Raw genomic sequence first — 4501 nt, forward strand, 5'->3', positions numbered from 1 at the left:
AGCGATCGAAATGCGAACTTCCGTGCCGGGACCACAACGCAATACCAAACCAGATCAATGCATTAAGCTTGTAGACTAAATCGGCCAAGTCCCAAGGTTTGGAGAGAAACCGCCCTCCGGAGAGCGAAAACGGCGCTCGTTCCGCCTGCGCAGTATCAAGGTGGGCGCGCAAAGGCGCAGGAAACCTGCGCCGTTCGGCGCCGGTCACCGGTCGGGAGAAGGGTTGGATACACGGCGACTGGAGCGGGCGAAGGGATTCGAACCCTCGACCCCAACCTTGGCAAGGTTGTGCTCTACCCCTGAGCTACGCCCGCGCCCCATCTCTGGCCGAAGATCGACCGTGCGCTCGTATAAGCCACCGCGCTCGATTTGCAAGCCATTCGCGTGAGGTGGATTCATGCGGTCGTCGAAGCGGCTCTCCGGGCGGTATCTGTGGGCGCGCGCCGTCGACGATCTCGCGGGAGCTGCGGCGGAACGCGGCGACCCGGAGCGGCAAGCTGGACTGCCGGGCGAGGACGGCGCAGTGGCATGCGGAGCGGGCGACGCGTCGCCCGAAAGCGGCGAAACGTGCGACGCACCCGGCGCTGCGGTCGTATGGGCAGGATCGGCTGGCCGGTGCCGTCGTCGCTGAGGCGATCTACTCGGCGCTCTACGTGCAGGGCCATGGCGCGCTGCGGCACGAGCTGACCGCGTGCCTCCGCACAGGGCGGGCGCAGCGCGTACCGCGGGTGCGCCCGCGTGGACGGGGGACATCGCTCGTCCCTCCCGAGATCATGATCAGCGGGCGCTCGGCCGAGGCGGAGGACCGCGCGCTGCCAGGGCACTGGGAGGGCAACCTGATCATTGGCCTGAACCGCTCCGCGATCGGGCACCCTGGTCGAGCGGACGACGCGGTTCACGATGCTGCTGCATCCGCCGCCGATGGAGGGTCACGGGGAGGGGCCGCGCAAGAGGAACGGGCCTGCCCTTGCCGGGCACGGCGCCGATGACCTCGCCGCCGTGACCGCGGCGCTCAACAGCAGACCCCGCAGGACGCCCGGATGGAGGACGCCCGCCGAGGCTCTCGACGCGGTGCTCCGATCAGTCCAGGCCAGCGTTGCGACGACCAGTTGAGACTGCGCCAGGCACGGCAGGCACCGCAGAACCGCGCCCACCCCTCGCGCAGGACAGCCCCACCAGCGCAGCCCCTCACAGGATTGGGCCGCCGGGTTCCGCGTAAGGATGGAAGTCCCGCAGGCTGAGGTTGCGGTAGGGCAGCGCCTCCAGCCGCACCGTGCCGAGGAACGGCTCCTCTGGCTCGACCAGCAGGATCGTGGGTGCGAAGCCGCTGTCATCGAAGCCGCGGCGGAAATGCACGCGCGACTTGATCGCGATCACGTCGTAGTCCGCCGCCGAGAGCCCGAGCGCCCACAGCTCCTCAGGGTGCATGATCTGCACCAGGAACGGACTCAGCACGACGACATTGCCTTCGCCGAACGATACGCACACCCAGTTCTGCCCGCGCCCCTGTGCGCGCGGCGTGCTCGCGCCCGCGATCGCCAGCACACGGCCGGTGATGCGCACCGGCTCGCCGGCGGAGGCGTCGACGCGCCCGCCGATCTCCATGTCGAACGGATCGCCGGGCTTCGCCGCGTCTGCGACCAGCGCCGCGATCGCGTCCGGTGCGGCGATCGTGGCGACCAGCGTGCGGCTGAGCCCCTGGGCGATGATCTCGCGCAGCAGCCAGGTGGCGTAGCCGGAGCGGTCGCTGTGATCGGCGAGCACCACCGGCGCGCGGCGCTCCGCCACGGCCCGGCGGGCGATCGCCACACCGGCGGGAATGCGGTGCACGGTCGTGCTGCCGAGCAGCGCCTCGCGCCGCCGCCAGATCCACTGTGCCATGTCATGCGCGACGCGCTCGGCGAGTGCGGGATTGTCGTTGGCCAGTACCTGGATCGTCATGCCGGCATCGGGCACATCGGACCAGGGGAAGCCGAAGAACACGTTGACGAACAGATCGGGCTCGCGCGCCTCCCACACCAGCGCGCGCTGCACCAGATCCGACCACGGCGAGGCACCGGTCCATTGCAGCACGGTCGGGGAGATGATCGGCACCCTGCGCGTGACATGGGCGGGGCGGAACTCGCCGCGGATCGCGCGCACCAGCATGCGTGCCGCGCGCTCGCCCTGCAGATGCATGTCGTAGTGCGGGAAGTACTTGACGCAGAACGCCATATCGGCGTGGCGGAGGAATTCCTCGTCCTCGTTGCCGTGCGGATCGAAGGTGGCGACGATGCGCGCGGCGGGGCCCAGCACGGCGCGCACGCGCCGCGCGATCTCCGCCTCGGGCCGCGGCACGCCGCGCACCGCCATCGCGCCGTGCAGCGCCAGATAGGCGCCGTCGAACGGTGCTTGCGCGCGCAACTGCTCGATCATCCGGCCGAGAAAGGTCTCGAAGGCATCGTTGGTCACCCAGCCCGAGCCCGTGCCGGTCTTCGGCCAGAGCGGCGACTCGATGCCGACGAGCTCGACGCCGTCGTACTCGCGCGCGACCTGCACGAACCCACCCATGTAGCCCTTCGGGTCGGAGCCGAGCAGCGCCTCGCCCGAGGCGGGCGAGCCGGGATAGAGGAAATCGTCCAGCGTGGTGTCGTTCGGCAGGAACGTCACCGTCTCGTGGCTGAACTGAAGCACGGCGATGCGCATGTCGACCGCCCGGCGCTACTGCATCGGCCCCGCGGCCTCGACCAGCGGCGCGAAGGTCGCCCGGTCGCGGGTCATCCAGCCCGCGAGTGTCTCCGGGTCGGACGGGGCCGCGATCAGCGCCGCCTGTTCGAGGCGCCTGACCACCTCGCTCTCGCGCAGGGCGGCGACGATCGCGGCGTTGAGCGCGGCGATCGCCGGGGCGGGCGTGCCGGAGGGGGCGAAGAAGCCGTTCCAGGCATTCGCCTCGAACCCGGAAAGACCCGCCTCGGCAAAGGTCGGCACGTCCGGCAGGCCCGGCGCGCGCCGTGTCCCGGTCACCGCGACCAGGCGGAGCTGACCACCCTGGTGCAGTCCGGCGAAGTCGGCGGCCGCCCCGATGCCGAGGGGGATCTGCCCGGCGACGAGATCCTGCGCGATCGGCGCGCCACCGCGATAGAGCGCGACCGTCAGCGGCAGGTCGATCGCCCGGCCATAGGCGATCGCGGTCAGGTGCGGGATGCTGCCGAAGGCGGGCACGCCGACATTCGCGCGCTCGCGGTTGGCGCGCAGCCAGGCGGTGAGTCCGGCGAGGTCGCGCGCGCCCGTCATCGGCCCGGTCGCCATTCCGGCGGCGAACTCGGCCGCGCCGGCCACTGGCGCGAAGCCGCCGGCCGGGTCGTAGCCGGCATCGGCGAAGGCGAGCGGGGTGAGCACCATCACCGAGGTGTTGGCGAGCAGCAGCCGTGACCCGTCCGCCGGGGCCGCCTGCACGGCGCGCGCGGCGATCCGCCCGCCCGCGCCGGCACGGTTCTCGACGATCACGCCGCGGCCGAGCGCCGGCGCGATCCGCTCCGCCACCAGCCGCGCCATCAGGTCGCTCGAGCCGCCGGGCGGGAACGGCACGACGATCGTCACCGGGCCGGAGAACGCGAAGGGCGACTGCGCCGCGGCCGCGAGCGGAACCGCAGCGGCGAGACCCGACAGCAGCGTGCGGCGCGTCGGCATGGTTCACTCCTCCATGTGCTTGCCGGCGGTCCAGCCGCCCTGGCCCAGGTGGCGGGTGCCGGCGGAGAGGCCGACCTCCTCGATCGTCGTGCCCATCGAATCGTTCCACCGGTTGAGGAAGCCGAACAGCGCGATCACACCGAGGATCTCGACGATCTCCTCGTCGCTCCAATGCGCCTTCAGCGCCGCGGCGATCTGCGGTGTCACGGTGTTGGGCACCGCGGCGGCGGCGAGCGCGAAGTCGAACGCCGCCTTCTCGCCCTCGGTGAAGTGCGGGCTCGCGCGGTAGGTCCAGACATCCGCGAGGCGCTCGGGCGTGGCGCCGAACCGCTCTGCGGCCAGGATGGTGTGCGCCTGGCAGTAGCGGCAGCCGGCGGCGTGCGAAGCCATGTAGCCGATCAGCCGCTTGAGCTCGGAGGTGACGCGGCCGTGCACCTCCATCACCGCCTTGTTCAGTTCGATGAAGGCGCGCGCGACGCGCGGCCGGCGCTGCATGGTGCGCACGGAGTTCGGCACCACGCCGAGCGTACCGTGGAAGAACGTGACGAGGTCGGCGAGTTCCGGGTCGTGGTCGGTCGGCAGCGGATCGACGAGCGGCATGCATCCTCCCCTGCGCCGCAACCTGCGGCGCGGCGTGACATCAGGCCATGCGCGGCGGGCGTGGGCAAGCCGGGAGGATCAAGCCACGATCGTGCGCGCGGGGCCGAGCACGTCCATCTCGAAGTCGAGCCCCACCACCGGCGGGCGCGCGTAGTGCCACACCACGCCCGGCCGCAGCGCGCCGCGCGGGCCGAAGCACGGGCCGAGCAGGTGGCCGATGTCGAACACCGTG

3 protein-coding genes, 1 tRNA gene and 1 pseudogene are annotated in these 4501 nt (G+C 71.4%); 1 reads left to right on the forward strand and 4 read right to left on the reverse strand.

Going from position 1 to position 4501, the window contains the following annotated elements; translation table 11 throughout:
- Positions 1-239: 239 nt before the first annotated feature.
- Positions 240-314 (reverse strand) — tRNA-Gly (locus tag ACTIFU_RS12110).
- A gap of 120 nt (positions 315-434) precedes the next feature.
- On the opposite strand from ACTIFU_RS12110, the pseudogene ACTIFU_RS12115 reads away from it, so the two are divergent.
- A pseudogene (locus tag ACTIFU_RS12115) lies at positions 435-1113 on the forward strand (transposase); the annotation flags it as partial.
- A gap of 75 nt (positions 1114-1188) precedes the next feature.
- Here the strand turns inward: ACTIFU_RS12115 and ACTIFU_RS12120 are convergent.
- Genes ACTIFU_RS12120 through ACTIFU_RS12130 form a run of 3 tightly spaced genes read right to left on the reverse strand, consistent with a single transcriptional unit; the run spans position 1189 to position 4269 of the window.
- Positions 1189-2685 (reverse strand): M81 family metallopeptidase, encoded by a 1497-nt coding sequence (locus tag ACTIFU_RS12120; protein WP_439578566.1) that lies wholly within the window; start codon positions 2683-2685, stop codon positions 1189-1191.
- Positions 2686-2700: 15 nt separating this feature from the next.
- Positions 2701-3669 carry a tripartite tricarboxylate transporter substrate-binding protein gene (locus ACTIFU_RS12125; RefSeq protein WP_439578567.1) on the reverse strand — a complete coding sequence of 323 codons (969 nt, stop codon included), beginning with the start codon at positions 3667-3669 and terminating at the stop codon, positions 2701-2703.
- Between the two features lie 3 nt (positions 3670-3672).
- Positions 3673-4269, reverse strand: a complete 597-nt coding sequence (locus ACTIFU_RS12130; protein WP_439578568.1) for a carboxymuconolactone decarboxylase family protein — start codon at positions 4267-4269, stop codon at positions 3673-3675.
- Between the last annotated feature and the right edge of the window lie 232 nt (positions 4270-4501).

The sequence above is a fragment of the Elioraea sp. genome, from assembly GCF_051860475.1.
Lineage (GTDB): Bacteria > Pseudomonadota > Alphaproteobacteria > Acetobacterales > Acetobacteraceae > Elioraea.